This is a genomic window from Streptomyces sp. NPDC091282 (assembly GCF_044757385.1).
In the GTDB taxonomy this organism is placed as follows: Bacteria; Actinomycetota; Actinomycetes; order Streptomycetales; family Streptomycetaceae; genus Streptomyces; species Streptomyces gramineus.
In genome coordinates, this window is record NZ_JBIVUX010000003.1 from 267,675 (window position 1) to 291,023 (window position 23,349).

Consider the following 23,349-nt stretch of genomic DNA (forward strand, 5'->3'; position numbering starts at 1 on the left):
ACATGCTGATCCCCCGTAGGGTCAAGCACCGCAAGCAGCACCACCCCAAGCGGCGTGGTGAGGCCAAGGGCGGTACCACGGTCGCGTTCGGCGAGTACGGCATCCAGGCCCTCACGCCGGCGTACGTGACCAACCGCCAGATCGAGGCCGCTCGTATCGCGATGACCCGCCACATCAAGCGTGGCGGCAAGGTCTGGATCAACATCTACCCGGACCGCCCGCTCACGAAGAAGCCTGCCGAGACCCGCATGGGTTCCGGTAAGGGTTCTCCGGAGTGGTGGATCGCGAACGTGCACCCGGGCCGGGTCATGTTCGAGCTGTCCTACCCCAACGAGAAGATCGCCCGTGAGGCCCTGACTCGCGCAGCCCACAAGCTGCCGATGAAGTGCCGGATCGTCAAGCGCGAGGCAGGTGAAGCGTGATGTCGGCCGGTACCAAGGCGTCCGAGCTGCGCGAGCTGGGCAACGAGGAGCTTCTCGGCAAGCTCCGCGAGGCCAAGGAAGAGCTGTTCAACCTCCGCTTCCAGGCGGCGACGGGTCAGCTCGAGAACCACGGTCGGCTCAAGGCCGTCCGTAAGGACATCGCGCGGATCTACACCCTGATGCGTGAGCGCGAGCTGGGCATCGAGACGGTGGAGAGCGCCTGATGAGCGAGAGCAACGTGACTGAGAACACTGAGGCGCGCGACAGCTTCCGCAAGACCCGTGAGGGTCTCGTCGTCAGCGACAAGATGGACAAGACCGTCGTCGTCGCCGTCGAGGACCGCGTCAAGCACGCGCTGTACGGCAAGGTCATCCGCCGTACGAACAAGCTCAAGGCGCACGACGAGCAGAACGCCGCGGGCGTCGGCGACCGTGTCCTCCTCATGGAGACCCGGCCGCTGTCCGCGACGAAGCGCTGGCGCGTCGTCGAGATCCTCGAGAAGGCCAAGTAGGTAATTCCCGCAAGGGAATTCCCAAAAGTACGTTCCTGCGGGGCATCCCTCGCAGGACAGTTCCGCCAGGCTCGGCAGGGGCCCTCTTCACTGAGGCCCCTGCCGGGAACCGGCAGACAAACAGGAGATAGACGTGATCCAGCAGGAGTCGCGACTGCGTGTCGCCGACAACACTGGTGCGAAGGAGATCCTTTGCATCCGTGTGCTCGGTGGCTCCGGTCGCCGCTACGCGGGCATCGGTGACGTCATCGTCGCCACCGTCAAGGACGCGATCCCCGGCGGCAACGTGAAGAAGGGTGACGTCATCAAGGCGGTCATCGTTCGCACCGTCAAGGAGCGCCGCCGTCCGGACGGCTCGTACATCCGCTTCGACGAGAACGCCGCTGTCATTCTCAAGAACGACGGCGACCCTCGTGGCACCCGTATCTTCGGCCCCGTCGGCCGTGAGCTGCGCGAGAAGAAGTTCATGAAGATCATCTCGCTGGCTCCGGAGGTGCTGTAAGCATGAAGATCAAGAAGGGCGACCTGGTCCAGGTCATCACCGGCAAGGACAAGGGCAAGCAGGGCAAGGTCATCGCGGCCTACCCCCGCGAGGACCGCGTCCTGGTCGAGGGTGTCAACCGGGTCAAGAAGCACACCAAGGCCGGCCCGACCGCTCGCGGTTCCCAGGCCGGCGGCATCGTCACGACCGAGGCGCCCGTCCACGTCTCCAACGTCCAGCTGGTCGTTGAGAAGGACGGCAACAAGGTCGTCACGCGTGTCGGTTACCGCTTCGACGACGAAGGCAACAAGATCCGCGTTGCCAAGCGGACGGGTGAGGACATCTGATGGCTACCACCACTGCTCCGCGTCTGAAGCTGAAGTACCGCGAGGAGATCGCGGGCAAGATGCGTGACGAGTTCAAGTACGAGAACGTCATGCAGATCCCCGGCCTCGTCAAGATCGTGGTCAACATGGGTGTCGGCGACGCCGCCCGTGACTCGAAGCTGATCGAGGGCGCGATCCGCGACCTGACCACCATCACCGGTCAGAAGCCGCAGGTCACCAAGGCCCGCAAGTCCATCGCGCAGTTCAAGCTGCGTGAGGGCCAGCCGATCGGTGCCCACGTCACGCTCCGTGGCGACCGCATGTGGGAGTTCCTGGACCGCACCCTGTCGCTCGCGCTGCCGCGCATCCGCGACTTCCGTGGTCTGTCCCCCAAGCAGTTCGACGGCCGTGGCAACTACACCTTCGGTCTCACGGAGCAGGTCATGTTCCACGAGATCGACCAGGACAAGATCGACCGCACCCGGGGTATGGACATCACCGTGGTGACCACGGCGACCAACGACGCTGAGGGCCGCGCGCTCCTTCGTCACCTCGGCTTCCCGTTCAAGGAGGCGTGAGCGAGATGGCGAAGAAGGCTCTGATTGCCAAGGCTGCTCGCAAGCCGAAGTTCGGTGTGCGTGGCTACACCCGCTGCCAGCGCTGTGGCCGCCCGCACTCCGTGTACCGCAAGTTCGGCCTGTGCCGCGTGTGCCTTCGTGAGATGGCTCACCGTGGCGAGCTGCCGGGCGTGACCAAGAGCTCCTGGTAGTCCCTGCTTTTAGGGATTCCCGAAGCTCTCGGTAAGCAATGGGCGTGTCAGGGGCCCACCCTTCCATGGCTTAGGCTTGGAGGGTTGGGCGCCTGACGCCCCGTACGACTTACTACGCCGTAGGTCCACCGCACCGCACCCGCCTCGTCTCGGATCGAGGAGAGGGATGGGCACCTGGAAACCCCGGCGAGAGAGGCCGAAGGCCAATTCATGACCATGACTGATCCGATCGCAGACATGCTTACGCGTCTGCGGAACGCGAACTCGGCATACCACGACTCCGTGACGATGCCGGCGTCGAAGATCAAGTCTCACATCGCGGAGATCCTCCAGCAGGAGGGCTTCATCACGGGCTGGAAGGTCGAGGACGCCGAGGTCGGCAAGAACCTCGTCCTGGACCTGAAGTTCGGTCCCAACCGTGAGCGCTCCATCGCGGGCATCAAGCGCATCTCCAAGCCCGGTCTCCGGGTGTACGCGAAGTCCACCAACCTGCCGAAGGTGCTGGGCGGCCTGGGCGTGGCGATCATCTCCACGTCGCACGGGCTCCTCACCGACAAGCAGGCCGGCAAGAAGGGCGTAGGCGGAGAAGTCCTCGCCTACGTCTGGTAGCAGAAGGGAACGGAGGAAACAGCTATGTCGCGCATCGGCAAGCTCCCCATCGCGGTTCCCGCCGGCGTGGACGTCACCATCGACGGCCGCACGGTGAAGGTCAAGGGCCCCAAGGGCGAGCTGACCCACACCGTCGTGGCTCCGATCGACATCGCCAAGGGCGAGGACGGCACTCTCGCGGTGACCCGCCCCAACGACGAGCGTCAGAGCAAGGCCCTGCACGGCCTGTCCCGCACGCTGGTGGCGAACATGATCACCGGCGTGACCCAGGGTTACGTGAAGAAGCTCGAGATCAGCGGTGTCGGTTACCGCGTGACCGCCAAGGGCGCCAACCTCGAGTTCGCGCTCGGTTACAGCCACCCGATCCTCGTCGAGGCCCCCGAGGGCATCAGCTTCAAGGTCGAGAACCCCACCCGGTTCTCGGTCGAGGGCATCGACAAGCAGAAGGTCGGCGAGGTCGCGGCCAACATCCGCAAGCTGCGCAAGCCCGACCCGTACAAGGCCAAGGGCGTCAAGTACGAGGGCGAAGTCATCCGCCGCAAGGTCGGAAAGGCGGGTAAGTAAGCCATGGCATACGGACAGAAGATCCTCAAGGGCGACGCCTACAAGCGCGCCGCGATCAAGCGCCGTCACATCCGGATCCGTAAGAACATTTCCGGTACGGCGGAGCGTCCCCGTCTGGTCGTTACCCGCTCGAACCGCCACATCGTGGCCCAGGTGATCGACGACATCAAGGGTCACACCCTGGCGTCGGCGTCCACGCTGGACACCTCGGTCCGTGGTGGCGAGGGTGACAAGTCCGCGCAGGCCAAGCAGGTCGGCGCTCTGGTCGCCGAGCGTGCCAAGGCCGCCGGTGTCGAGGCCGTGGTGTTCGACCGTGGTGGCAACCAGTACGCCGGGCGCATCGCCGCCCTGGCGGACGCCGCCCGCGAAGCCGGGCTCAAGTTCTGAGCCGCTTGTAGCTAGCGGAAAGAGAGAGGTAATCCAATGGCTGGACCCCAGCGCCGCGGTGGCGGTGCCGGTGGCGGCGAGCGGCGGGACCGGAAGGGCCGTGACGGCGGCGCTGCTGCCGCCGAGAAGACCGCGTACGTTGAGCGCGTTGTCGCGATCAACCGCGTCGCCAAGGTTGTGAAGGGTGGTCGTCGCTTCAGCTTCACCGCGCTGGTCGTGGTGGGCGACGGTGACGGCACCGTGGGTGTCGGTTACGGCAAGGCCAAGGAGGTGCCGGCCGCCATCGCCAAGGGTGTTGAGGAGGCCAAGAAGCACTTCTTCAAGGTCCCCCGTATCCAGGGCACCATCCCGCACCCCATCCAGGGTGAGAAGGCTGCCGGCGTCGTCCTGCTCAAGCCCGCGTCCCCCGGTACCGGTGTTATCGCCGGTGGCCCGGTGCGTGCCGTGCTCGAGTGCGCCGGTATCCACGACGTGCTGTCGAAGTCGCTCGGCTCCGACAACGCGATCAACATCGTGCACGCGACGGTGGAGGCCCTGAAGGGCCTGCAGCGTCCCGAGGAGATCGCGGCCCGCCGCGGTCTGCCCCTGGAGGACGTCGCTCCCGCGGCTCTGCTGCGTGCGCGTGCCGGGGCGGGTGCGTAATCATGGCGCAGCTCAAGATTACGCAGGTCAAGTCCTACATCGGCAGCAAGCAGAACCACCGTGACACCCTGCGTTCCCTTGGTCTCAAGGGCATCAACACGCAGGTCGTCAAGGAGGACCGCCCCGAGTTCCGCGGCATGGTGCACACCGTCCGCCACCTCGTGACGGTCGAGGAGGTCGACTGATCATGGCGGAGAACAACCCGCTCAAGATCCACAACCTCCGTCCCGCCCCGGGCGCCAAGACCGCCAAGACCCGTGTGGGTCGTGGTGAGGCGTCGAAGGGTAAGACGGCTGGTCGTGGTACCAAGGGTACGAAGGCCCGTTACCAGGTGCCGGAGCGCTTCGAGGGTGGCCAGATGCCCCTCCACATGCGTCTTCCGAAGCTGAAGGGCTTCAAGAACCCGTTCAAGACCGAGTTCCAGGTCGTGAACCTCGACAAGCTGGCCGCGCTGTACCCGGAGGGTGGCGAGGTCACCGTCGAGGGGCTCGTCGCCAAGGGTGCCGTTCGCAAGAACAGCCTCGTCAAGGTGCTCGGCCAGGGTGAGGTCTCCGTGGCGCTGCAGGTGACGGTCGACGCCGTCTCCGGCTCCGCCAAGGAGAAGATCACCGCCGCCGGCGGCACCGTCACCGAGCTCGTCTGAGTCCGGTGACCGTCTGACTCACGTCAGCGAAGACGGCCGGGGACGCCCTCTCAGGAGGGTCGTCCCCGGCCGTTCTCATGTCGCGGATCGTCGATCAGCCGTTCGAGCGCGGGGGCCGCGGTATGCCCGTGCGAGCGGTAAAGAGGTTTTTGTACGCAGGTGTTCGAGACATTGACCCGTAAGAGCCATGCGGATCGGTGTCCCGTAAGGACCTCGATATGGGTAGGCTGGGCCGCTGGTATCCAGCGCCGTCTCGGCATGCCGTAATCTCGTTCCACAGGCCATCAAACCCTTAGTCATCCACCTCACGCGCGCACACGCGGGGGTCGCAGGAGGCACCGTGCTCACCGCGTTCGCCCGGGCGTTCAGGACGCCCGACCTGCGCAAGAAACTGCTCTTCACGCTGGCCATCATCGTGGTGTACCGGGTCGGCACCCACATCCCGATCCCCGGCGTCAACTACAAAGCCGTTCAGACGTGTGTGAACGAGGCCTCCGGCAACCAGGGCCTGTTCGGTCTCGTCAACATGTTCAGCGGTGGCGCGCTGCTCCAGATCACGATCTTCGCGCTCGGCATCATGCCGTACATCACCGCGAGCATCATCCTGCAGCTGCTGACCGTGGTCATCCCGCGCCTGGAAGCCCTGAAGAAGGAGGGCCAGGCGGGCACGACGAAGATCACGCAGTACACCCGGTACCTGACGGTGGCCCTCGCCATCCTGCAGGGCACCGGCCTGGTCGCCACCGCCCGCAGCGGCGCGCTCTTCAACGGCTGCACGGTCGCCTCCAGCATCGTCCCGGACCAGGCCATCTTCACCACCATCACGATGGTGATCTGCATGACCGCCGGTACGGCCGTCGTCATGTGGCTCGGTGAGCTGATCACCGACCGCGGCATCGGCAACGGCATGTCGATCCTGATGTTCATCTCGATCGCCGCGACCTTCCCGTCCGCGCTGTGGGCCATCAAGAAGCAGGGCACCCTGGCGGGCGGCTGGATCGAGTTCGGCACCGTCATCGCGGTCGGCCTGGTCATGGTCGCCCTGGTGGTCTTCGTCGAGCAGGCCCAGCGCCGGGTCCCGGTCCAGTACGCGAAGCGCATGATCGGCCGCCGGTCCTACGGCGGTACGTCGACGTACATCCCGCTCAAGGTGAACCAGGCCGGTGTCATCCCGGTCATCTTCGCCTCGTCGCTGCTGTACATCCCGGCGCTCGTGGCGCAGTTCGCCGGCGGCAACTCCGGCTGGAAGCAGTGGATCAGCACGAACCTCACCAAGGGTGACCACCCGATCTACATCACCCTGTACTTCTTGCTGATCGTTTTCTTCGCGTTCTTCTACGTCGCTATCTCCTTCAACCCCGAAGAAGTAGCCGACAACATGAAGAAGTATGGTGGCTTCATCCCGGGCATCCGGGCTGGCCGGCCGACCGCTGAGTACCTGTCGTACGTGCTCAACCGGATCACCTGGCCGGGTTCGCTGTATCTGGGTCTGATCGCTCTCGTACCGACGATGGCGTTGGTTGGCTTTGGGGCAAGCCAGAACTTCCCGTTCGGTGGCACCAGCATCCTGATCATCGTGGGTGTGGGCCTCGAAACGGTGAAGCAGATCGAGAGCCAGCTTCAGCAGCGCAATTACGAAGGGTTCCTCCGCTGATGCGAATCGTCCTCGTCGGGCCGCCCGGTGCCGGTAAGGGAACGCAAGCCGTTCGCCTCGCCGAGAAGCTGAAGATCCCGCACATCTCCACGGGCGACCTGTTCCGGGCCAACATCAGCCAGCAGACGGATCTCGGGAAGCTCGCGAAGTCCTACATGGACGCCGGCAACCTCGTCCCGGACGAGGTCACCATCGCCATGGCCAAGGACCGCATGGAGCAGCCGGACGCGACCGGCGGCTTCCTGCTGGACGGGTTCCCGCGCAACGTCTCGCAGGCCGAGGCGCTCGACGAGCTCCTGAAGAACGAGAGCATCAAGCTCGACGCGGTCCTGGACCTGGAGGTCCCGGAGGACGAGGTCGTCAAGCGGATCGCGGGCCGCCGCATCTGCCGCAAGGACAACGGCCACGTCTTCCACGTGACCTACAGCCCGCCGAAGACCGAGGGTGTCTGCGACATCTGCGGCGGCGAGCTGTACCAGCGCGACGACGACTCCGAGGACACGGTCCGGACGCGGCTGGAGGTCTACCACACGCAGACCGAGCCCATCATCGACTACTACAAGTCGCAGGGCCTGGTCCGTACGATCTCCTCGCTGGGCCCGGTGGAGGAGATCACCCGGCGGGCGCTGGACGCGCTCGGACGGGACGAGGACGAGAAGAAGTAGTTCCACGGCGGTTCCGGCCGCGGTGCCCCGTCGGGTGCCGCGGCCGTACTGTTGTCAGGTATCCGGTTGACGTTGACGTGAGTGACGGAGAGCGCAGGCCCCCCATGGTGCAGATCAAGACCCCCGAGCAGATCGCCAAGATGCGGGCGGCGGGCCTGGTCGTAGCCGCCATCCACGCGGCCACCCGTGAGGTGGCGGTCCCCGGTGCCAGCACCAAGGACCTGGACGAGGTGGCCCGCAAGGTCCTCGCGGAGCACGGCGCCAAGTCGAACTTCCTCGGCTACGGCGGCTTCCCGGCGACGATCTGCACGTCCGTCAACGACGTGGTCGTGCACGGCATCCCCTCGGAGGACGTCGTCCTGAAGGACGGCGACGTCATCTCCATCGACTGCGGCGCGGTCGTCGACGGCTGGCACGGCGACGCGGCCTACACGGCGTTCGTGGGCTCCGGTCACGCTCCGGAACTCATCGAGCTGTCCCGGGTGACCGAGGAGTCGATGTGGGCCGGCATCGCCGCGATGAAGCTGGGCAACCGGCTGGTCGACGTCTCCCGTGCGGTCGAGACGTACATCCGCCGGCAGCCGAAGCCGGGCGGCGGCCGCTACGGGATCATCGAGGACTACGGCGGCCACGGCATCGGCACCGAGATGCACATGGACCCGCACCTGCTGAACTACGTCGACCGGCGCCGGGGCAAGGGCCCGAAGCTGGTCCCCGGGTTCTGCCTGGCCATCGAGCCGATGGTGTCGCTGGGGACGCCGCGGACGGAGGTGCTGGAGGACGACTGGACGGTCATCACGACCGACGGGACGTGGTCCTCGCACTGGGAGCACAGTGTGGCGCTGACCGAAGAGGGTCCCTTGGTGCTGACGGCGCCCGACGGAGGCAAGGCCAAGCTGGCCGAGCATGGGATCACGGCTGCGCCGGATCCGCTGGGCTGAGCATCTCGGAATCTGCGGCCCGGTGGGGGCCGAGCGCGCAGTTCCTCCCCCAGCCTTCGGCCGGGGGGACCCCCAGCGCCCATGACCGGCGCGCTTAATGATCTGCCTTCCGGGGCAGGATCTCTCGATTCGTCTTTCCGGGTGCGCTGACGTAGACTGACTCGTCGGCTCTCGTGCACCCGCATGTCCGCATGCGCCCGAGAGGGAAAATGCGGGAGTCGATCAAGGTAGTCGATTCGAAGGGCGAAGCGTGGCCAAGAAGCAAGGTGCCATCGAGATCGAGGGCACTGTCGTCGAGTCTCTTCCGAACGCGATGTTCAAGGTCGAGCTCCAGAACGGCCACCAGGTCCTGGCACACATCAGCGGCAAGATGCGTATGCACTACATCCGCATCCTCCCTGACGACCGGGTCGTGGTGGAGCTCTCTCCGTACGACCTGACGCGTGGCCGGATCGTCTACCGATACAAGTAGATCTTGCCCAGGTCCCGTGTGAGCGGGGCTGCCGGCAACTGACCCGGAGAACCTCAATCCCATGAAGGTCAAGCCGAGCGTCAAGAAGATCTGCGACAAGTGCAGGGTGATCCGCCGTCACGGTCGGGTCATGGTCATTTGCGAGAACCCGCGCCACAAGCAGCGCCAGGGCTGACGCACGACCGATCCCTCTGCACCCATCGCAGAGTTTCGCGCGACGCAAGCTGAATTTGTTCATACGCAGGGCCCGAGCCGCACGCGGCTCGACACCCCCGGTTCGGAGGCCGGGGACCCAGTTCGTACCTGGTACGGCGGCTGGGAGCCGGTCCTGCGGAAGACCTCCGAAGATCACCAGGAGCCATTGAAGTGGCACGCGTTTCCGGTGTTGACATCCCGCGCGAAAAGCGTGTGGAAGTCGCCCTCACCTACGTGTTCGGCATCGGCCGCACGCTCTCCCAGCTGACGCTGGCCGAGACCGGCATCGACCCGAACACCCGCGTCCGTGACCTGTCTGAAGAGCAGCTGGTCGCGATTCGTGAGTACGTCGACAACAACATCAAGACCGAGGGTGACCTCCGTCGCGAGATCCAGGCCGACATCCGCCGCAAGGTCGAGATCGGCTGCTACCAGGGTCTGCGTCACCGCCGCGGTCTGCCCGTCCGCGGTCAGCGCACCAGCACCAACGCCCGCACCCGCAAGGGCCCGCGTCGCGCCATCGCCGGCAAGAAGAAGCCGGGCAAGAAGTAGTCCTCAGCGGACAACGCTTCATCAGCGGTCTTCGCTGTAGGACCGACCACCTCCCCGTAGGAGTTACTAGATGCCCCCCAAGGGTCGTCAGGGCGCTGCCAAGAAGGTGCGCCGCAAGGAAAAGAAGAACGTCGCTCACGGCCACGCGCACATCAAGAGCACGTTCAACAACACGATCGTCTCCATCACGGACCCGTCCGGCAACGTGATCTCCTGGGCCTCCGCCGGCCACGTCGGCTTCAAGGGCTCCCGGAAGTCCACGCCGTTCGCCGCGCAGATGGCCGCCGAGTCGGCTGCCCGCCGCGCCCAGGAGCACGGCATGCGCAAGGTCGACGTGTTCGTGAAGGGCCCGGGTTCCGGTCGCGAGACCGCGATCCGCTCCCTGCAGGCCACGGGCCTCGAGGTCGGCTCCATCCAGGACGTCACCCCGACCCCGCACAACGGCTGCCGTCCGCCGAAGCGCCGCCGCGTCTGACGCGACGCCTTCGGGCCTGAGGTTTCCGGGCGGTACGGCTCCGTAAAAGGGCCGTATCGCCCGTACCCTTGCAGTACCAGCAGGGCGTCAAATAGCGGGCGCCCGCAACTGAAGGATCCACACCATGCTGATCGCTCAGCGTCCCTCGTTGACCGAAGAGGTCGTCGACGAATTCCGCTCCCGGTTCGTGATCGAGCCGCTGGAGCCGGGCTTCGGCTACACCCTCGGCAACTCCCTGCGTCGCACCCTCCTCTCGTCGATCCCCGGCGCTGCTGTCACCAGCATCCGCATCGACGGTGTCCTGCACGAGTTCACCACCGTGCCGGGCGTCAAGGAGGACGTGACCGACCTGATCCTCAACATCAAGCAGCTGGTCGTCTCCTCGGAGCACGACGAGCCGGTCGTGATGTACCTGCGCAAGCAGGGCCCGGGTCTGGTCACCGCCGCCGACATCGCGCCCCCGGCCGGTGTCGAGGTGCACAACCCCGACCTGGTCCTCGCCACGCTCAACGGCAAGGGCAAGCTGGAGATGGAACTGACGGTCGAGCGCGGCCGCGGTTACGTCTCCGCCGTGCAGAACAAGCAGGTGGGCCAGGAGATCGGCCGTATCCCGGTCGACTCCATCTACTCGCCGGTGCTCAAGGTCACGTACAAGGTCGAGGCGACCCGTGTCGAGCAGCGCACCGACTTCGACAAGCTGATCGTCGACGTCGAGACGAAGCAGGCCATGCGGCCGCGCGACGCCATGGCGTCGGCGGGCAAGACCCTGGTGGAGCTGTTCGGTCTCGCCCGCGAGCTGAACATCGACGCCGAGGGCATCGACATGGGCCCGTCCCCCACGGACGCCGCCCTGGCCGCCGACCTGGCGCTGCCGATCGAGGAGCTGGAGCTCACGGTCCGCTCCTACAACTGCCTCAAGCGTGAGGGCATCCACTCCGTGGGTGAGCTCGTCGCCCGCTCCGAGGCCGACCTCCTGGACATCCGCAACTTCGGTGCGAAGTCCATCGACGAGGTCAAGGCGAAGCTGGCCGGCATGGGCCTGGCCCTCAAGGACAGCCCGCCCGGATTCGACCCCACGGCCGCTGCCGACGCCTTCGGCGCCGACGACGACGCGGACGCGGGTTTCGTGGAGACCGAGCAGTACTGATCGGTCGTATGCCGGTGGGCATCCGCTCACCGGGTTCCTGACCCCGGTACCTGACACGGCCGGGGCAGACACACAGGAGAAGAACCATGCCGAAGCCCACCAAGGGTGCCCGTCTGGGCGGCAGCGCCGCGCACGAGAAGCTGCTCCTCGCGAACCTCGCGAAGTCGCTCTTCGAGCACGGCCGTATCACCACCACCGAGGCGAAGGCCCGCCGTCTGCGGCCCTACGCCGAGCGTCTGGTCACCAAGGCGAAGAAGGGCGACCTTCACAACCGCCGTCAGGTGCTCCAGGTGATCACGGACAAGAGCATCGTCCACACGCTCTTCACCGAGATCGGCCCGCGCTACGAGAACCGTCCGGGTGGCTACACCCGCATCACCAAGATCGGTAACCGCCGTGGCGACAACGCGCCCATGGCTGTCATCGAGCTGGTCGAGGCGCTGACGGTCGCGCAGCAGGCCACGGGCGAGGCCGAGGCGGCGACGAAGCGTGCCGCCAAGGACGCCGAGGAGACCAAGGTCGAGCAGACCGAGGTCGTCGAGGACGCCAAGGCCGACGAGAGCGAGGAGTCGAAGGAGGCGTAAGGCCGTCCTTCGGCTGCCGGTCCGTCGCGGCTGATCGAGCAGTTCCCCGCGTCCCCCAGGGGCGCGTTGGTGGGCCCGTTCCCTTCGAGGGGCGGGCCCACCTTTTTGGTGCCTGAGAGGATACTTCCGTGAGTGACGAAGTGCAGCCCGGCCATGTCCGTGTCCGTCTCGACCTGTCCTACGACGGCAGCGCGTTCCACGGCTGGGCCAAGCAGGCCGGCGGGAAGCGGACCGTGCAGGCGGAGATCGAGGACGCGCTGCGCGTCGTCACCCGGTCCCAGGAGACGGCGTACGACCTGACCGTGGCCGGGCGGACGGACGCCGGGGTGCACGCGCGCGGGCAGGTGGCGCACGTCGACCTGCCGGCCGGGGTGTGGGAGGAGCAGCGGGAGAAGCTGCTGAAGCGGCTCGCCGGCCGGCTGCCCAAGGACGTACGGGTGTGGGCGCTGGCCGAGGCGCCGGAGGGGTTCAACGCGCGTTTCGCCGCGCTGTGGCGGCGCTACGTCTACCGGGTCGGCGACCGGCCGGGCGGCGTGGACCCGCTGCTGCGCAACCATGTGCTGTGGCACGACTGGGAGTTGGACGTCGACGCCATGGACGCCGCGGCCCGGTCACTGGTGGGGGAGCACGACTTCGCCGCCTACGCGAAGAAGCGCGAGGGCGCGACGACGATCCGGGAGATCCTCGCCTTCGGGGTGAGCCGGCGCGCGGACGGCGTGGTGGAGATCGAGGTGCGGGCCGACGCCTTCTGCCACAACCAGGTCAGGTCGATGGTCGGCGCGCTGCTCTTCGTCGGGGACGGCCACCGGGGCGTGGAGTGGCCGCGGAAGGTGCTGGACGCGGGGGTGCGGGACAGCGCCGTGCACGTCGTACGGCCGCACGGTCTGACGCTTGAGGAGGTCGCGTATCCGGCGGCCGACCAGCTGCTGGCGCGGCAGCGGGAGGCGCGGCGGGTGCGGGTGCGGTCGGCCTGACGGGCCCCTGAGCGGCCCCTGGCCGGACCGCCCGGCCAGGACCCGGAGGGCCGGGCGTGGCCGAGGTCCGGATCCGGCTCCGTGAAGCCGGTGAGCCGGGCCCTGGGGGCCGGCGTGCCGTCCTCGGCCGTCCGGGGGCCGTCCCGCCGTCGGCGGTCCCGGCGGCCCCGCTGAGCCCTTGCCCCGGCCCGCCCGCGCGGCAGGCCCGCTCGCCCCCGTGCCGTGTCCGGGGACCGGGCTCAGCCGGTGCGGGACGGTGTCACTGGTTGGCGGCCGCCGAGGCCTGCGCCTCGCCGCGCCTGCGGATCTGCCGGAAGGTGAACTCGGCCAGGTCGTCGCCGGTGCGGAAGACCTTGGTGTCCTTGGTGGTGACGTCCTTGCCGTCGAGGAAGCCGGCGGTGGTGAAGTAGGCGTACCGGCCGAAGGAGTTGGTCGTCGTACGGCAGACGCCCGAGGCGCAGAACGGCTTCGCGCCGGAGCCCGCCAGCGCGGTGACGAAGCCCTTCTTGTCGGCCTCGCTCTTGGCCTTGGCGGCCTGTGCCTCGGTGTCGAAGACCGCCACACCGACCGTGACCGCGACGCCGTCCTTGAAGTAGGTGACGCGCAGCAGCCGGGTGCAGTCGTTCTTGGTGAGGACGCTCGGGAGGGTGCCCTTGGCGGCCGTGGCGCACTTCTTGGTGTCGGCCGTGGCGCCCTTCTTGTACACCGTCTCGCCCATGGTCAGCTGGGTGCCGGGGAAGAGGGTCTCGGCGCTGAGCGGCGCGGTGTCCTTCTTCGCGCTGGATATGAATTCCTGGGGATCCAGCGGCGGCGGCGCGCTGGTCGGCGCGAAGGACGGTGCCGTGGCCGCCGACTCGCTCGGCAGCGAGACGCTGGCGGGCAGGTTGCTGGGCGTGCCGGAGGCCTTGTCCTTGCCGTTCGCGGACACCACGGCCATGGCGACGGCCGTGCCGATCGCCAGGGTGGCGACCACGCCGCCGCCGATGAACAGCACTCTGCGCCGCTTGTTGCGCGTCTCCGAGGCCTCGGCGAGCGCGGCCCAGTCCGGAGTCTGGTCGGAGCCGCCGCTCCAGGGCTGCTGTGACTGCGGTTTCCAGGGATCCCACTGGGACTGGGGTCCCCCCTGCCCATAGCTCATGGGGCGCATCTTAGACGGGGGCCGAGGGGTACCGGTGCGACAGTACGAAGGGTGATAGTGGACCTTTGGTGGCAGGACGGCGCATTCCGGCCGCGCCGGACGCCCCTGGTTCGGGCCGATGTCGACGGCGGACCGTCCGGATGCCGGCGGGAGCTCGTTTTGACCCGTTGGGGGGCCTCCTTGTAAGCTTCCCCATCGTTGTGTATTGGCTCGCTCATTCTCACGGGAGTGGCCTCTACCTAGGTTCCCTGGAGCAGTTACCAGTGGGCGGCATACGGGCAGCATGTCCGGCACTGTCGTCCCCAGCTGCACGATCGCTTCAGTGATGCCATGTGTCAGCACCCATCCACTGAAGAAGAAGGCTGCGAAGTGCGTACGTACAGCCCCAAGCCCGGCGATGTGACTCGCCAGTGGCACGTCATCGACGCTCAGGACATCGTCCTGGGCCGTCTCGCCACCACCGCCGCGTCCCTTCTGCGGGGCAAGCACAAGGCGATCTACGCCCCTCACGTCGACACCGGTGACTTCGTCGTCATCATCAACGCCGACAAGGTGCACCTGTCCGGCAACAAGCGGACCCAGAAGATGGCCTACCGCCACTCCGGGTACCCGGGTGGTCTGCGCTCCGTCCGCTACGACGAGCTGCTGGACAAGAACCCCGAGAAGGCCATCGAGAAGGCCGTCAAGGGCATGCTCCCCAAGAACACCCTGGGCCGTCAGATGCTCTCCAAGCTGAAGGTCTACCGAGGCGAGAACCACCCGCACGCTGCCCAGCAGCCGGTTCCGTTCGAGATCACCCAGGTCGCGCAGTAAGTCCGGCCACCCCCTAAGACTGAAGAGAATCTGAGGAGCATCGTGGCCGAGACCACTGCCGAGCAGCCGCTCGAAGAGATCGACATCGACAGCTACACCACGGAGACGGACGTCCCCGTCGAGGGCGAGTACACCTCCGAGTCCCTCGCCTCCCGCTTCGGCGACCCGCAGCCGGCCGCCGGCCTGGGCCGTCGCAAGAACGCCATCGCCCGCGTCCGGATCGTCCCGGGCACCGGCAAGTGGAAGATCAACGGTCGCACCCTTGAGGACTACTTCCCCAACAAGGTGCACCAGCAGGAAGTCAACGAGCCCTTCAAGGTGCTGGAGCTCGAGGGCCGCTACGACGTCGTCGCCCGCATCGCCGGTGGCGGTGTCTCCGGTCAGGCCGGTGCGCTCCGTCTCGGTGTCGCCCGCGCGCTGAACGAGGCCGACGTCGACAACAACCGCGGCCCGCTGAAGAAGGCCGGCTTCCTCAAGCGCGACGACCGTGCGGTCGAGCGCAAGAAGGCCGGTCTGAAGAAGGCCCGCAAGGCTCCGCAGTACAGCAAGCGTTAATCGCTCGCTGCCTGCCCGTACGCTCGTACGAGCCTGGCCCGCGCATCCGGGTTCTGGCTCGGCGCGTACTCCGAACGCCCCGGCGGCACGCCACATGTGCCGTCGGGGCGTTCGTTTATCCCGGTCAAGGGCGTATAACGACACAAGACGCTCAAAGGCTGGTGTGATCGCATGACTAAGCGCCTGCCATCATTTCCTGGCAGCAAGGACGCTTCTTCAGGAGGACAAGTGGGACGACTCTTCGGCACGGACGGCGTGCGCGGCGTCGCCAACGCGGACCTGACCGCCGAGATGGCGCTCGGGCTGTCGGTCGCGGCGGCCCACGTGCTGGCCGAGGCGGGCACCTTCGAGGGCCACCGGCCGAAGGCGGTCGTCGGACGGGACCCCCGTGCGTCCGGGGAGTTCCTGGAGGCCGCCGTGGTCGCGGGCCTGGCCAGCGCGGGCGTCGACGTCCTGCGGGTCGGCGTGCTGCCCACTCCGGCGGTCGCGTTCCTGACCGGCGCGCTCGGCGCCGACCTCGGTGTCATGCTCTCCGCCAGCCACAACGCCATGCCCGACAACGGCATCAAGTTCTTCGCCCGCGGCGGCCACAAGCTCGCCGACGAGCTGGAGGACCGGATCGAGGCGGTCTACGAGTCGCACCGGCACGGCGAGCCCTGGGAGCGGCCCACCGGCTCCGGCGTCGGCCGGGTGCGGTCCTACGGCGAGGGCGCCGAGCAGTACATCGCGCACCTGCTGTCGGTCCTCCCGAACCGGCTCGACGGGCTGAAGATCGTCCTGGACGAGGCGCACGGCGCGGCCGCGGGGGTCTCGCCGGAGGCGTTCCGCCGGGCCGGCGCGGAGATCGTCACGATCGGCGCGGAGCCGGACGGGCTCAACATCAACGACGGCTGCGGCTCCACGCACCTCGGCAAGCTCAAGGCCGCGGTCATCGAGCACGGGGCCGCGTTCGGCGTCGCCCACGACGGCGACGCGGACCGCTGCCTCGCCGTCGACCACACCGGCGAGGAGGTCGACGGCGACCAGATCCTGGCCGTGCTGGCGCTGGCCATGCGGGAGCGGGGCGTGCTGCGCTCCGACACCGTCGTCGCCACCGTCATGTCCAACCTCGGCTTCAAGCTGGCGCTGGAGCGGGAGGGGCTGCGCCTCGTCCAGACCGCGGTCGGCGACCGGTACGTCCTGGAGGAGATGAAGCAGCACGGCTACGCCCTCGGCGGCGAGCAGTCCGGGCACGTCATCATCCTCGACCACGCCACCACCGGCGACGGCACGCTGACCGGGCTGCTGCTGGCGGCGCGGGTCGCGCAGACCGGCCGGTCGCTGCGGGAGCTGGCGGGCGTGATGGAGCGGCTGCCGCAGGTGCTGATCAACGTGCCGGACGTCGACAAGTCCCGGGTGAAGACCTCCGGGGACCTGGCGGCGGCGGTCGCGGAGGCGGAGCGGGAGCTGGGGGAGACCGGGCGGGTGCTGCTGCGTCCCTCGGGGACCGAGCCGCTGGTGCGGGTCATGGTCGAGGCCGCCGACATCGAGCAGGCCCGGTCGGTGGCGGGGCGGCTGGCGGACGCCGTCAAGTCAGCGCTGGGATAGTCGCTGGGACAGTTCGGCCCTCCGGGGCGGGGGTGCCGGGGGAGGGGGCGCCCCGGGCCGCGGGGTTCGCCGTGGCCAAGAGCGCCGTTCCCCGCGCCCCTTCGGCGCGCGTCGTGCCTCAGGCCCGCTTCCTCCACAGCCATTTCTGGGCCAGCAGGGTCACCGTGCCCGCCAGCGCGATCCCCAGCAGGTTCAGCAGCAGCTGTTCCGCCGAACCCCAGGCCTGGCGGTACTCGGTGTAGGTGAAGGCGACCGCCGCGTTCGCCGCCGCCGGGACCGTGGTGACCGAGATCGCCACGCCCACCAGGGCGCCCGACTTCGCCGAGGTCAGGGAGAGGATGCCGGCGATGCCGGCCAGCACCGCCACCACGAACGAGAACGCGTCGGGGCGGTAGATGAAGTTCGTGTTCGGGCGCTCCGCCTCCAGCTGCACCTTCGTGAACAGGCCGAGGCCGTCCATGAGGTAGGCGAAGCCGACCGTCAGCAGCAGCGCCGCCGCGAAGCCGACGAGCAGCGCGACGGCGGACCGCAGAGCCAGGCGGGGGCGGCGCTCCACCACCGCCGTGCAGATGCCGGCCAGCGGGCCGAACTCGGGTCCCACCGCCATCGCCCCCACGATCAGGATCGCGTTGTCCAGGACGACACCGCAGGCCGCGATCATCGTGGCCAGGGCGATGAAGGCGACGTAGGTGACGGAGAGCGTCGACTCCTCGTGGGTGGCCTCCGCCAGCCCCTCCCAGAGCACCGCGTCCGCGCCCTCGCCCGGCGCCTCCGTCTCGGCCCGGTCGGCCCGGCGCGACAGGCTCAGGTCGATGTCCTCGACGGCGATCGAGCCGGTGCGGTCGAGGTCCAACGCCCGCAGCCCGCGGATGAGTTCGTCACCGGCCTCGCGTGCCACGTCGCACATGACGACGTCCCCGGCGGGATCGCGGGCGGCGCCCGGCAGCACCACGAGGTGGGCGGTGCCGGTGGTCGACTCGACCAGCCGGACCACGTCGTCGGTGCGGGCGGCCGGGACGATCAGGCGCAGATGCAGCATGACGCCTTTCTAACAGGCCCCTCTACAGCTTGCGGAGCCTGAGGCGCTGCACCTTGTGGTCCGCGCCCTTGCGGACGACCAGGGTGGCCCTTCCGCGGGTGGGGGCGATGTTCTCCACCAGGTTGGGCTTGTTGATGGTCCGCCACAGACCGCGGGCGTAGTCGACCGCCTCCTCCTCGGAGACCTGGGTGTACTTGCGGAAGTAGGAGTCCGGGTCCTGGAAGGCGGTCGCGCGCAGCTTGCGGAAGCGGTTCAGGTACCAGGTCTCGATGTCCTCGGTGCTCGCGTCGACGTACACGCTGAAGTCGAAGTAGTCCGCGAGGCCGACCCGGGTCCGGCCGTCCTGGCCGGGCAGGGCGGGCTGGAGCACGTTGAGGCCCTCGACGATCAGGATGTCCGGGCGCCGGACGGTGAGCCGGCGGTCCGGGACGATGTCGTAGATGAGGTGCGAGTAGACGGGCGCGGTGACCTCGTCCTTGCCGGCCTTGATGTCGGCGACGAACCGGGTCAGGGCCCGGCGGTCGTACGACTCGGGGAAACCCTTGCGGGCCATCAGGCCGCGGGCCTCCAGTTCCCGGGTGGGGAGCAGGAAGCCGTCCGTCGTCACCAGTTCGACGCGCGGGTGCTCGGGCCAGCGGGAGAGCAGGGCCTGCAGGAGCCGGGCGACGGTCGACTTGCCGACGGCGACCGACCCGGCGACGCCTATGACGAACGGGGTGCCGGACTGGGAGCCCTGCTCACCGAGGAAGGTGTTCAGGGCGCCGCGGAGGCCGTCGGTGGCACCGACGTACAGATTGAGCAGCCGGGACAGCGGGAGGTAGATGTCCCGCACCTCGTCGAGGTCGATGACGTCGCCGAGGCCGCGCAGCTTCTCGACCTCCTCGGCGGTCAGCGGCAACGGCGTCTTGTCCCGCAGCGCGCTCCACTCGGAACGGGTGAGGTCGACGTAGGGAGTCGCCTCCGGCCTGTGCCGGTGGGCGCTCCGGGGCATCGGGGAGACCGGAGAGATCACATTCCATTGTTAACGGAGTTTGAACACGATGGCGGGTGGGGTCGGTCACGTGGGGCCGCGGCGAGCGCGTTCCTCGCCCGCTCGTCGGGTCACCGCAGGTGTCCGCCGGCTCGGCGGGGCGGCGATCCGGTGCCGGGACGGGCGGGAAAATTTCCGATTTCGGGCACGATGAGCCGTGTTCGGGCGCGGGTCGGCGCTTAGGCTGCCGCTCATGTGCGGAATCGTGGGATACGTGGGGGCGCAGTCGGCGCTCGATGTGGTGGTCGCCGGGCTGAAGCGGCTGGAGTACCGCGGATACGACTCCGCGGGCGTCGCCGTGCTCGCCGACGGCGGGCTCGCCTCGGCGAGGAAGGCCGGGAAGCTGGTCAACCTGGAGAAGGAGCTGACGGAACGTCCGCTGCCGAGCGGGGCGACCGGGATCGGGCACACCCGCTGGGCCACGCACGGCGGACCGACGGACGCCAACGCGCATCCGCACCTCGACAACGCGGGCCGGGTCGCGGTCGTCCACAACGGAATCATCGAGAACTTCGCCGCGCTGCGCGCCGAGTTGGCCGAGCGCGGACACGACCTGACCTCCGAGACGGACACCGAGGTGGTCGCGCACCTGCTGGCGGAGGAGTTCTCCGGCACCGCCGACCTCGCGGAGGCGATGCGGCTGGTGTGCCGGCGTCTGGAGGGCGCGTTCACGCTGGTCGCCGTGCACGCCGACGACCCGGACGTGGTGGTGGGCGCACGCCGCAACTCCCCGCTGGTGGTGGGCGTCGGCGAGGGCGAGGCCTTCCTCGCCTCGGACGTCGCCGCGTTCATCGCGCACACGCGGTCGGCGATCGAGCTGGGCCAGGACCAGGTGGTGGAACTGCGCCGGGACGGCGTCACGGTGACCCGCTTCGACGGCGCCCCGGCGGACGTCCGCTCGTACCACGTCGACTGGGACGCGTCGGCGGCGGAGAAGGGCGGTTACGACTACTTCATGCTCAAGGAGATCGCCGAGCAGCCCAAGGCGGTCGCCGACACCCTCCTGGGCCGCATCGACGCGAACGGCTCGCTGACCCTGGACGAGGTCCGGATCGGCGCCGCCGAGCTGCGCGAGGTCGACAAGGTCGTCATCGTCGCCTGCGGCACGGCCTTCCACGCCGGCCTGATCGCCAAGTACGCCATCGAGCACTGGACGCGCATCCCCTGCGAGGTGGAGCTGGCCAGCGAGTTCCGCTACCGGGACCCGATCCTGGACTCCCGGAGCCTGGTGATCGCCATCTCGCAGTCCGGCGAGACCATGGACACCCTGATGGCGCTGCGGCACGCGCGGGAACAGGGCTCGAAGGTCCTCGCCATCTGCAACACCAACGGCTCGACGATCCCGCGCGAGTCCGACGCGGTGCTGTACACCCACGCGGGCCCCGAGGTCGCGGTCGCCTCCACCAAGGCGTTCCTCACCCAGCTGGTCGCCTGCTACCTGGTCGCCCTCTACCTGGCGCAGGTGCGGGGCACCAAGTGGGGCGACGAGGTCAGCGCCGTGATCCGGGACCTCTCCCACATCTCCGGCGAGGTCGAGCGGGTCCTGGAGACCATGGAGCCGGTACGGGCCCTCGCGCGCTCCCTCGCCGACAAGCGGACGGTGCTGTTCCTGGGCCGGCACGTCGGCTACCCGGTCGCCCTCGAAGGCGCCCTGAAGCTCAAGGAACTGGCCTACATGCACGCCGAGGGCTTCGCGGCGGGCGAGCTGAAGCACGGCCCGATCGCGCTGATCGAGGAGGACCTGCCGGTGGTGGTGGTCGTGCCGTCGCCGCGCGGCCGGTCCGTCCTGTACGACAAGATCGTCTCCAACATCCAGGAGATCCGGGCCCGGGGCGCGCGCACGATCGTGATCGCGGAGGAGGGCGACGAGCAGGTGGTCCCCTACGCCGACCACCTCATCCGCATCCCGGCCACCCCCACCCTGCTCCAGCCCCTCGTCTCCACCGTCCCCCTCCAGGTCTTCGCCTGCGAACTGGCCACGGCCCGCGGCAACGAGGTCGACCAGCCGCGCAACCTGGCCAAGTCGGTGACGGTGGAGTGAGGCGGCGCGGCCGGGCGGGCCCGCGGCGGCGGGGCGGATCGTAGAGTGCCCGGATGAGCATCATCGGGGTTGGGATCGACGTCGCCGAGATCGACCGGTTCCGGGAGTCGCTGCAGCGCACTCCCGGACTGGCCGACCGGCTGTTCGTGGAGCGGGAGTTGCTGCTGCCGAGCGGGGAACGGCGCGGCATCGCCTCGCTCGCGGCGCGGTTCGCGGCCAAGGAGGCGCTGGCCAAGGCACTGGGCGCGCCGTCCGGGCTGCTCTGGACGGACGCCGAGGTGGTCGTGGAGGACAGCGGGCGCCCGCGGCTGCGGGTGCGGGGGAGCGTGGCCGCGTGCGCGGCGGAACTCGGGGTGCGCTCCTGGCACGTGTCGCTCAGCCACGACGCCGGGGTGGCGTCGGCGGTGGTGATCGCGGAGGGGTGACCCGGCCGGGTCCGGCGGATGCGCGCCCCCGCGGTTCCGGGGGAGACTCGGGGCATGCGGACTGCTTACAGCGTGGAGACGGTACGGGCGGCCGAGCGGGAGTTGATGGCGCGGCTGCCGGAAGGGGCGCTGATGCAGCGGGCCGCCGCCGGGCTGGCCGCCGCCTGCGCCGACCTGCTCGGCCGGGTGTACGGCTGCCGGGTGGTGCTGCTGGTCGGCAGCGGGGACAACGGCGGTGACGCGCTGTACGCCGGGGCGCGGCTGGCCCGGAGAGGAGCGGGGGTCACGGCCGTCCTGCTGGCGCCGGAGCGCACCCACGCGGACGGCCTGGCGGCGCTGCGCCGGGCCGGCGGCACGAGCGTACTCGTCGGTGCCGCCGAGGAGTTGATCCTGCGGTCGGATCTCGTCGTGGACGGGATCGTGGGGATCGGCGGGTCCGGCGGACTGCGGCCCGAGGCGGCCGCGCTGGCCGCCGTGGTGGCTCGGTCGCGGGCCGCCGTGGTCGCCGTGGACCTGCCCAGCGGGGTGGAGGCGGACAGCGGCGAGGTACGCGGAACGGCCGTACGGGCCGACCTGACCGTCACCTTCGGGACGCACAAGCCGGGACTCCTGGTCGATCCGGCGCGCGAGTACGCCGGTTCGGTGCGGCTGGTCGACATCGGGCTCGACCTGCCCGCGGAGGCCGAACTGGAGGCGCTGCAGGACGCGGACGTGGCGCGGCTGCTGCCGGCGCCGGGCGCGGAGAGCGACAAGTACCGGCGGGGCGTGGTCGGGATCGCGGCCGGGTCGGCCCGCTATCCCGGCGCCGCGGTGCTGGCCGTCGCCGGGGCGCTGCGGGGCGGCGCCGGGGCCGTACGGTACGCCGGGCCCGCCGGGGACGAGGTGCTGGCACGCTTCCCCGAGACGCTGGTGTCGGACGGCGGGCCGCGCAAGGCCGGGCGGGTGCAGGCGTGGGTGGTCGGGCCGGGCGTCGGCGACGACGCCGATGCCGTCGCCGAGGTGCTGGAGGCCGACGTGCCGGTGCTGGTGGACGCGGACGGGCTGCGGCTCGCCGACCGGGACGCGGTGCGCGGGCGGACGGCGCCCACGCTGATGACGCCGCACGCCGGGGAGGCGGCGGCGCTGCTCGGCGTGCGCCGGGAGGAGGTCGAGGCGGCCCGGCTCGCGGCGGTGCGGGAACTGGCCGCGTCCTACCGGGCGACCGTGCTGCTCAAGGGGGCGACGACGCTGGTGGCGGCGCCTGAGGTCGGGTCGGTGGCCGTGCGGGTGAACGCGACGGGGACGCCGTGGCTCGCCACCGCGGGCAGCGGGGACGTGCTGTCGGGGCTGGCGGGGTCGCTGCTCGCGTCGGGTCTCGACGGGCGGGACGCGGGGAGCGTGGCGGCGTATCTGCACGGCCTCGCCGGGCGGTTCGCGGCGGAGGGCGCGCCGACGGTCGCGCACGCGGTGGCCGACGAGCTGGGCGCGGCGTGGCGGGGCGTGTTCCCGTCGGGGTTCCGGGGCCGGTAGGCCGCCGGGCCGGTGGTGCGGCGGGCCGCGGCGTCGATTGCCGGGTGCGGCCCGGCGGGGGCCGTTCGCGCAGTTCCCCGCGCCCCTGGACGGGGACGTGCCCCTGGACGGGGACGTGCCCCTGGACGGGGACGTGCCCCTGGACGGGGACGTGCCCCTGGACGGGGACGTGCCCCTGGACGGGGACGTGCCCCTGACG

General features: G+C 69.1%; 32 protein-coding genes. 29 read left to right on the top strand and 3 right to left on the bottom strand.

Going from position 1 to position 23,349, the window contains the following annotated elements:
• Window positions 1-2: 2 nt before the first annotated feature.
• From rplP to truA, 23 genes are all read left to right on the top strand, one after another.
• Window positions 3-422, top strand: a complete 420-nt coding sequence (gene rplP, locus ACIQOE_RS15030) for a 50S ribosomal protein L16 (RefSeq protein WP_030788270.1) — start codon at window positions 3-5, stop codon at window positions 420-422.
• Window positions 422-646, top strand: coding sequence for a 50S ribosomal protein L29 (gene rpmC, locus ACIQOE_RS15035; protein WP_030174543.1), 225 nt, complete (start codon window positions 422-424; stop codon window positions 644-646). The genes rplP and rpmC overlap by 1 nt, the downstream gene beginning before the upstream one ends.
• Complete coding sequence (rpsQ, locus tag ACIQOE_RS15040; protein ID WP_089099430.1) at window positions 646-933, top strand: 30S ribosomal protein S17; 288 nt, start codon at window positions 646-648, stop codon at window positions 931-933. The genes rpmC and rpsQ overlap by 1 nt, the downstream gene beginning before the upstream one ends.
• A 133-nt stretch (window positions 934-1,066) precedes the next feature.
• Window positions 1,067-1,435: a 50S ribosomal protein L14 gene (gene rplN, locus ACIQOE_RS15045; protein ID WP_003992364.1), complete on the top strand. Its 369-nt coding sequence runs from the start codon at window positions 1,067-1,069 to the stop codon at window positions 1,433-1,435.
• A gap of 2 nt (window positions 1,436-1,437) precedes the next feature.
• Entirely contained in the window at window positions 1,438-1,761 is a 324-nt protein-coding gene (gene rplX, locus ACIQOE_RS15050; protein WP_030967306.1) for a 50S ribosomal protein L24, read from the top strand.
• Entirely contained in the window at window positions 1,761-2,318 is a 558-nt protein-coding gene (rplE, locus tag ACIQOE_RS15055; protein ID WP_123974794.1) for a 50S ribosomal protein L5, read from the top strand. The genes rplX and rplE overlap by 1 nt, the downstream gene beginning before the upstream one ends.
• 5 nt (window positions 2,319-2,323) lie before the next feature.
• The gene (locus ACIQOE_RS15060) at window positions 2,324-2,509 is read left to right on the top strand and encodes a type Z 30S ribosomal protein S14 (RefSeq protein WP_003948630.1); all 186 of its coding nucleotides are present in this window, start codon (window positions 2,324-2,326) and stop codon (window positions 2,507-2,509) included.
• 210 nt (window positions 2,510-2,719) lie between these two features.
• Complete coding sequence (gene rpsH, locus ACIQOE_RS15065) at window positions 2,720-3,118, top strand: 30S ribosomal protein S8 (RefSeq protein WP_030420829.1); 399 nt, start codon at window positions 2,720-2,722, stop codon at window positions 3,116-3,118.
• A gap of 24 nt (window positions 3,119-3,142) precedes the next feature.
• Window positions 3,143-3,682 carry a 50S ribosomal protein L6 gene (gene rplF, locus ACIQOE_RS15070; RefSeq protein WP_351318169.1) on the top strand — a complete coding sequence of 180 codons (540 nt, stop codon included), beginning with the start codon at window positions 3,143-3,145 and terminating at the stop codon, window positions 3,680-3,682.
• Window positions 3,683-3,685: 3 nt separating this feature from the next.
• The gene (gene rplR / locus ACIQOE_RS15075; protein ID WP_089099426.1) at window positions 3,686-4,069 is read left to right on the top strand and encodes a 50S ribosomal protein L18; all 384 of its coding nucleotides are present in this window, start codon (window positions 3,686-3,688) and stop codon (window positions 4,067-4,069) included.
• Between the two features lie 36 nt (window positions 4,070-4,105).
• A complete protein-coding gene (rpsE, locus tag ACIQOE_RS15080) occupies window positions 4,106-4,711 on the top strand; it encodes a 30S ribosomal protein S5 (RefSeq protein ID WP_009190144.1) in 606 nt (201 codons plus the stop codon).
• Between the two features lie 2 nt (window positions 4,712-4,713).
• On the top strand, window positions 4,714-4,896 hold the full coding sequence (gene rpmD, locus ACIQOE_RS15085; protein ID WP_003974250.1) for a 50S ribosomal protein L30: 183 nt from the start codon (window positions 4,714-4,716) through the stop codon (window positions 4,894-4,896).
• Between the two features lie 2 nt (window positions 4,897-4,898).
• The gene (rplO, locus tag ACIQOE_RS15090; RefSeq protein ID WP_007443991.1) at window positions 4,899-5,354 is read left to right on the top strand and encodes a 50S ribosomal protein L15; all 456 of its coding nucleotides are present in this window, start codon (window positions 4,899-4,901) and stop codon (window positions 5,352-5,354) included.
• Between the two features lie 340 nt (window positions 5,355-5,694).
• Window positions 5,695-7,008 carry a preprotein translocase subunit SecY gene (gene secY, locus ACIQOE_RS15095; protein WP_351318172.1) on the top strand — a complete coding sequence of 438 codons (1,314 nt, stop codon included), beginning with the start codon at window positions 5,695-5,697 and terminating at the stop codon, window positions 7,006-7,008.
• The gene (locus ACIQOE_RS15100) at window positions 7,008-7,673 is read left to right on the top strand and encodes an adenylate kinase (RefSeq protein WP_351318174.1); all 666 of its coding nucleotides are present in this window, start codon (window positions 7,008-7,010) and stop codon (window positions 7,671-7,673) included. Before secY ends, ACIQOE_RS15100 begins: the two co-directional genes overlap by 1 nt.
• Before the next feature lie 104 nt (window positions 7,674-7,777).
• A complete protein-coding gene (gene map, locus ACIQOE_RS15105) occupies window positions 7,778-8,614 on the top strand; it encodes a type I methionyl aminopeptidase (protein ID WP_351318176.1) in 837 nt (278 codons plus the stop codon).
• A gap of 250 nt (window positions 8,615-8,864) precedes the next feature.
• Window positions 8,865-9,086 carry a translation initiation factor IF-1 gene (gene infA, locus ACIQOE_RS15110; RefSeq protein WP_003948620.1) on the top strand — a complete coding sequence of 74 codons (222 nt, stop codon included), beginning with the start codon at window positions 8,865-8,867 and terminating at the stop codon, window positions 9,084-9,086.
• A gap of 61 nt (window positions 9,087-9,147) precedes the next feature.
• Window positions 9,148-9,261, top strand: coding sequence for a 50S ribosomal protein L36 (gene rpmJ, locus ACIQOE_RS15115; RefSeq protein WP_003998809.1), 114 nt, complete (start codon window positions 9,148-9,150; stop codon window positions 9,259-9,261).
• A 191-nt stretch (window positions 9,262-9,452) separates the two neighbouring features.
• Window positions 9,453-9,833 carry a 30S ribosomal protein S13 gene (gene rpsM / locus ACIQOE_RS15120; RefSeq protein ID WP_037680379.1) on the top strand — a complete coding sequence of 127 codons (381 nt, stop codon included), beginning with the start codon at window positions 9,453-9,455 and terminating at the stop codon, window positions 9,831-9,833.
• Window positions 9,834-9,903: 70 nt separating this feature from the next.
• On the top strand, window positions 9,904-10,308 hold the full coding sequence (rpsK, locus tag ACIQOE_RS15125) for a 30S ribosomal protein S11 (protein ID WP_003956432.1): 405 nt from the start codon (window positions 9,904-9,906) through the stop codon (window positions 10,306-10,308).
• A 124-nt stretch (window positions 10,309-10,432) separates the two neighbouring features.
• Window positions 10,433-11,455: a DNA-directed RNA polymerase subunit alpha gene (locus ACIQOE_RS15130; RefSeq protein WP_003966937.1), complete on the top strand. Its 1,023-nt coding sequence runs from the start codon at window positions 10,433-10,435 to the stop codon at window positions 11,453-11,455.
• Between the two features lie 86 nt (window positions 11,456-11,541).
• Window positions 11,542-12,039 carry a 50S ribosomal protein L17 gene (gene rplQ, locus ACIQOE_RS15135; protein WP_362640451.1) on the top strand — a complete coding sequence of 166 codons (498 nt, stop codon included), beginning with the start codon at window positions 11,542-11,544 and terminating at the stop codon, window positions 12,037-12,039.
• 128 nt (window positions 12,040-12,167) lie between these two features.
• Window positions 12,168-13,013, top strand: coding sequence for a tRNA pseudouridine(38-40) synthase TruA (truA, locus tag ACIQOE_RS15140; RefSeq protein WP_351318181.1), 846 nt, complete (start codon window positions 12,168-12,170; stop codon window positions 13,011-13,013).
• Between the two features lie 259 nt (window positions 13,014-13,272).
• On the opposite strand, the gene ACIQOE_RS15145 is transcribed toward truA, so the two are convergent.
• A complete protein-coding gene (locus tag ACIQOE_RS15145; RefSeq protein ID WP_362640449.1) occupies window positions 13,273-14,151 on the bottom strand; it encodes a hypothetical protein in 879 nt (292 codons plus the stop codon).
• A 369-nt stretch (window positions 14,152-14,520) separates the two neighbouring features.
• On the opposite strand from ACIQOE_RS15145, the gene rplM reads away from it, so the two are divergent.
• The 3 genes from rplM to glmM all read left to right on the top strand — a co-directional run bounded on the left by rplM (window position 14,521) and on the right by glmM (window position 17,106).
• Window positions 14,521-14,964: a 50S ribosomal protein L13 gene (rplM, locus tag ACIQOE_RS15150; protein WP_351318185.1), complete on the top strand. Its 444-nt coding sequence runs from the start codon at window positions 14,521-14,523 to the stop codon at window positions 14,962-14,964.
• Between the two features lie 42 nt (window positions 14,965-15,006).
• Window positions 15,007-15,519 carry a 30S ribosomal protein S9 gene (gene rpsI, locus ACIQOE_RS15155; RefSeq protein ID WP_351318187.1) on the top strand — a complete coding sequence of 171 codons (513 nt, stop codon included), beginning with the start codon at window positions 15,007-15,009 and terminating at the stop codon, window positions 15,517-15,519.
• 228 nt (window positions 15,520-15,747) lie between these two features.
• Window positions 15,748-17,106: a phosphoglucosamine mutase gene (gene glmM, locus ACIQOE_RS15160; RefSeq protein ID WP_399012435.1), complete on the top strand. Its 1,359-nt coding sequence runs from the start codon at window positions 15,748-15,750 to the stop codon at window positions 17,104-17,106.
• 118 nt (window positions 17,107-17,224) lie between these two features.
• Here the strand turns inward: glmM and ACIQOE_RS15165 are convergent, their stop codons facing one another.
• The gene (locus ACIQOE_RS15165; protein WP_401411844.1) at window positions 17,225-18,145 is read right to left on the bottom strand and encodes a DUF389 domain-containing protein; all 921 of its coding nucleotides are present in this window, start codon (window positions 18,143-18,145) and stop codon (window positions 17,225-17,227) included.
• 22 nt (window positions 18,146-18,167) lie between these two features.
• A complete protein-coding gene (gene coaA, locus ACIQOE_RS15170) occupies window positions 18,168-19,136 on the bottom strand; it encodes a type I pantothenate kinase (protein ID WP_351318193.1) in 969 nt (322 codons plus the stop codon).
• A 232-nt stretch (window positions 19,137-19,368) separates the two neighbouring features.
• Between coaA and glmS the strand changes: the two genes are divergently transcribed.
• The 3 genes from glmS to ACIQOE_RS15185 are packed head-to-tail and all read left to right on the top strand — an operon-like array spanning window position 19,369 to window position 23,150.
• The gene (gene glmS / locus ACIQOE_RS15175; RefSeq protein WP_351933129.1) at window positions 19,369-21,216 is read left to right on the top strand and encodes a glutamine--fructose-6-phosphate transaminase (isomerizing); all 1,848 of its coding nucleotides are present in this window, start codon (window positions 19,369-19,371) and stop codon (window positions 21,214-21,216) included.
• A 53-nt stretch (window positions 21,217-21,269) separates the two neighbouring features.
• Entirely contained in the window at window positions 21,270-21,641 is a 372-nt protein-coding gene (locus tag ACIQOE_RS15180) for a holo-ACP synthase (protein ID WP_351318197.1), read from the top strand.
• Between the two features lie 54 nt (window positions 21,642-21,695).
• Complete coding sequence (locus tag ACIQOE_RS15185; RefSeq protein WP_401411847.1) at window positions 21,696-23,150, top strand: NAD(P)H-hydrate dehydratase; 1,455 nt, start codon at window positions 21,696-21,698, stop codon at window positions 23,148-23,150.
• The last annotated feature ends 199 nt before the right edge of the window (window positions 23,151-23,349 follow it).

Excerpts from the sequence above, each read along its gene's own strand:
- rpmC (WP_030174543.1), top strand. The coding sequence starts at position 422 with ATGTCGGCCGGTACCAAGGCGTCCGAGCTGCGCGAGCTGGGCAACGAG.
- rplP (WP_030788270.1), top strand. The coding sequence starts at position 3 with ATGCTGATCCCCCGTAGGGTCAAGCACCGCAAGCAGCACCACCCCAAG.
- rpmJ (WP_003998809.1), top strand. The coding sequence starts at position 9,148 with ATGAAGGTCAAGCCGAGCGTCAAGAAGATCTGCGACAAGTGCAGGGTG.
- rpmD (WP_003974250.1), top strand. The coding sequence starts at position 4,714 with ATGGCGCAGCTCAAGATTACGCAGGTCAAGTCCTACATCGGCAGCAAG.
- rplQ (WP_362640451.1), top strand. The coding sequence starts at position 11,542 with ATGCCGAAGCCCACCAAGGGTGCCCGTCTGGGCGGCAGCGCCGCGCAC.
- rplF (WP_351318169.1), top strand. The coding sequence starts at position 3,143 with ATGTCGCGCATCGGCAAGCTCCCCATCGCGGTTCCCGCCGGCGTGGAC.
- ACIQOE_RS15185 (WP_401411847.1), top strand. The coding sequence starts at position 21,696 with ATGCGGACTGCTTACAGCGTGGAGACGGTACGGGCGGCCGAGCGGGAG.
- ACIQOE_RS15165 (WP_401411844.1), bottom strand. The coding sequence starts at position 18,145 with ATGCTGCATCTGCGCCTGATCGTCCCGGCCGCCCGCACCGACGACGTG.
- rpsK (WP_003956432.1), top strand. The coding sequence starts at position 9,904 with ATGCCCCCCAAGGGTCGTCAGGGCGCTGCCAAGAAGGTGCGCCGCAAG.
- ACIQOE_RS15060 (WP_003948630.1), top strand. The coding sequence starts at position 2,324 with ATGGCGAAGAAGGCTCTGATTGCCAAGGCTGCTCGCAAGCCGAAGTTC.
- ACIQOE_RS15130 (WP_003966937.1), top strand. The coding sequence starts at position 10,433 with ATGCTGATCGCTCAGCGTCCCTCGTTGACCGAAGAGGTCGTCGACGAA.
- map (WP_351318176.1), top strand. The coding sequence starts at position 7,778 with ATGGTGCAGATCAAGACCCCCGAGCAGATCGCCAAGATGCGGGCGGCG.
- ACIQOE_RS15180 (WP_351318197.1), top strand. The coding sequence starts at position 21,270 with ATGAGCATCATCGGGGTTGGGATCGACGTCGCCGAGATCGACCGGTTC.
- ACIQOE_RS15100 (WP_351318174.1), top strand. The coding sequence starts at position 7,008 with ATGCGAATCGTCCTCGTCGGGCCGCCCGGTGCCGGTAAGGGAACGCAA.
- ACIQOE_RS15145 (WP_362640449.1), bottom strand. The coding sequence starts at position 14,151 with ATGAGCTATGGGCAGGGGGGACCCCAGTCCCAGTGGGATCCCTGGAAA.
- rplR (WP_089099426.1), top strand. The coding sequence starts at position 3,686 with ATGGCATACGGACAGAAGATCCTCAAGGGCGACGCCTACAAGCGCGCC.
- rpsH (WP_030420829.1), top strand. The coding sequence starts at position 2,720 with ATGACCATGACTGATCCGATCGCAGACATGCTTACGCGTCTGCGGAAC.
- rplE (WP_123974794.1), top strand. The coding sequence starts at position 1,761 with ATGGCTACCACCACTGCTCCGCGTCTGAAGCTGAAGTACCGCGAGGAG.
- rpsQ (WP_089099430.1), top strand. The coding sequence starts at position 646 with ATGAGCGAGAGCAACGTGACTGAGAACACTGAGGCGCGCGACAGCTTC.
- rpsE (WP_009190144.1), top strand. The coding sequence starts at position 4,106 with ATGGCTGGACCCCAGCGCCGCGGTGGCGGTGCCGGTGGCGGCGAGCGG.
- glmS (WP_351933129.1), top strand. The coding sequence starts at position 19,369 with ATGTGCGGAATCGTGGGATACGTGGGGGCGCAGTCGGCGCTCGATGTG.
- rplO (WP_007443991.1), top strand. The coding sequence starts at position 4,899 with ATGGCGGAGAACAACCCGCTCAAGATCCACAACCTCCGTCCCGCCCCG.
- coaA (WP_351318193.1), bottom strand. The coding sequence starts at position 19,136 with ATGCCCCGGAGCGCCCACCGGCACAGGCCGGAGGCGACTCCCTACGTC.
- rplX (WP_030967306.1), top strand. The coding sequence starts at position 1,438 with ATGAAGATCAAGAAGGGCGACCTGGTCCAGGTCATCACCGGCAAGGAC.